Raw genomic sequence first — 1,447 nt, forward strand, 5'->3', positions numbered from 1 at the left:
TTAGTGCTACGTCTAGAACGGTTTCACCCGTCTTCGCTTCCAACACTGCACCTTCTGGGCACAAATCGTCGTGTGGTAATACAATAATCTTAGGCATAACTACTTTCTCTTATATATCGTCTACTGATTGACCTGACAACGCAGCTCGAATCGATTTATCCATACGGCGTGACGCAAAGTCTTGGCTAGCTTTGTCTGTATCTTTGATGCCTTGCTCAATGGCATTTGCATCATCACCATTACGCAGCTCAATCAGTGCTTCAATGGCTTTTAATAGATCTTGTTTTTCTTGCTCTGATAGTAGTTCATCACCATCAGCTTGCATTGCAGCGATCAAACCTTCAATCACCCGGTCGGCTTCAACGCGTTGTTCAGCTAACGCACGAGCTTGCATGTCTTCTTTGGCGTGAGTCATCGAATCACGCAGCATGTTCGCAACTTCGTTATCGCTTAAACCGTAAGAAGGTTTCACTTGAATTTCGGACTGAACACCAGTGCTCTTTTCCATTGCAGTCACAGATAGTAAACCGTCAGCATCAACTTGGTACGTCACTCGGATGTGCGCTGCACCTGCCGCCATACGAGGAATACCTTTTATTGAGAAACGCGCAAGTGAACGACAATCATCCACCATCTCGCGCTCACCTTGCACAACGTGCACGCTCATCGCCGTTTGACCATCTTTGAAGGTGGTAAACTCTTGCGCGCGAGCAACAGGAATCGTGGTGTTGCGCGGAATGATTTTCTCAACCAACCCACCCATGGTTTCAATACCCAATGATAATGGAATCACGTCAAGCAGCAGCATTTCAGAGTCAGGCTTGTTACCAGCAAGAATATCTGCTTGGATACCCGCACCAATAGCCACCACTTCATCAGGGTTGATGCTAGTGAGTGGTGTGCGACCAAAGAATTCGCCCACCATTTCACGGACAAGCAAGGTACGAGTTGAGCCACCAACCATCACAACTTCAAGTACTTCCTCCGCTTCTACGTCAGCATCTTTCAGTGCACGACGACAAGACATCAGAGTTTTCTTCACGAGTGGGCGAATCAGGTCTTCGAACTGCTCGCGTGTTACAGTGCCTTTCCAGCCAAACACGTCAACTTCTACGCTGTCTTGCTCAGAGAAAGCAATTTTGGTAGCCGTTGCAATGTTCAGTAATGCACGGTTTTTCTCAGCAGAAAGCGGCGCTTCTAGGCCAGCTTGCTCCATTAGGTAATCCGCTAATAGGTGGTCAAAGTCATCACCGCCAAGTGCAGAGTCGCCGCCTGTTGCTAATACTTCAAATACGCCTTTCGATAAACGTAGGATAGAGATATCGAACGTACCGCCACCTAAATCGTAAACTGCAATCACGCCCTCTTGACCTGAATCCAGACCGTAGGCAATCGCCGCTGCGGTTGGCTCATTGAGAAGACGCAATACATGTAAACCCGCTAGCTT

1 protein-coding gene and 1 pseudogene are annotated in these 1,447 nt (G+C 47.9%); both read right to left on the reverse strand.

Annotated elements, in window-relative coordinates; translation table 11 throughout:
* Positions 1 to 97 (reverse strand): annotated as a pseudogene (locus R7Q48_RS24145) (ISC system 2Fe-2S type ferredoxin); the annotation flags it as partial.
* Positions 98 to 109: 12 nt separating this feature from the next.
* Positions 110 to 1,447 (reverse strand): Fe-S protein assembly chaperone HscA (gene hscA, locus R7Q48_RS24150; RefSeq protein WP_318132606.1); only part of this gene is annotated, 1,338 nt, incomplete at its 5' end.

Source organism: Vibrio sp. 378, from assembly GCF_033339435.1.